Origin of the sequence: Proteus sp. fly-1067 (assembly GCF_040139345.1) — a bacterium.
In the GTDB taxonomy this organism is placed as follows: domain Bacteria; phylum Pseudomonadota; class Gammaproteobacteria; order Enterobacterales; family Enterobacteriaceae; genus Proteus; species Proteus vulgaris_B.
This window is the reverse complement of sequence record NZ_JBEEUL010000179.1, coordinates 1-586: the sequence shown is the minus strand read 5'-3', so window position 1 is coordinate 586 and position 586 is coordinate 1. Positions and strand designations below refer to the sequence as shown.

The window sequence follows — 586 nt, the reverse complement described above, 5'->3', positions numbered from 1 at the left end:
ATACCGCATCATTTAATTCCACATTCCCTGTTGTGGTATCAATATTAAATCCTTTCTTGCCCGCTAAATAATTAGTGGATGTGATTTTTTTACCTACTGATAATTTATCAATAGTTGCCTTGCTAAATAACGCATCATTGAAAAAAGCTTGTCCATTTTGGATCACAAACGGCGTCACCACTTTACCGTTTAATGACGATATCACTGCAAAGTTTTGGGCATTGACCAGAAATTGGCTATTTCCTTGTGCATTAAACCCTAAGCCAATGCCGGTAATGACTTTATTCCCTTTGCTATCTTGTTGGACTTTCATTGTCCATGATGCTGAAATTTTGCCATTTATGTCTGTGACCACTTTCGAAGTTTGTTCGATTTTGGCTGAACTTGAACCCACTAGGCTTTCAAGGCGAGTGACTTGCTGAGCGGTAGAGGTCACTTTACCTGAAACCTCAGTCACTTTAGTTTCAAGTTGGCTTACCGCATTCGCCATTGCATTGGCTTTCTGTTCGCTCGACTTAGGTACTTCATTCCCCACAAACCCCTTTGGTGTCACCGATTGCTTGTTGTTGGTATAAGTGCTGGTGAT

The 586-nt window shown here is 40.8% G+C and carries 1 protein-coding gene; it reads right to left on the bottom strand.

Going from position 1 to position 586, the window contains the following annotated elements; all coding sequences use genetic code 11:
- On the bottom strand, positions 1–586 hold a 586-nt coding region (locus ABN217_RS19865), incomplete at both ends, for a phage tail tip fiber protein (RefSeq protein ID WP_349459946.1).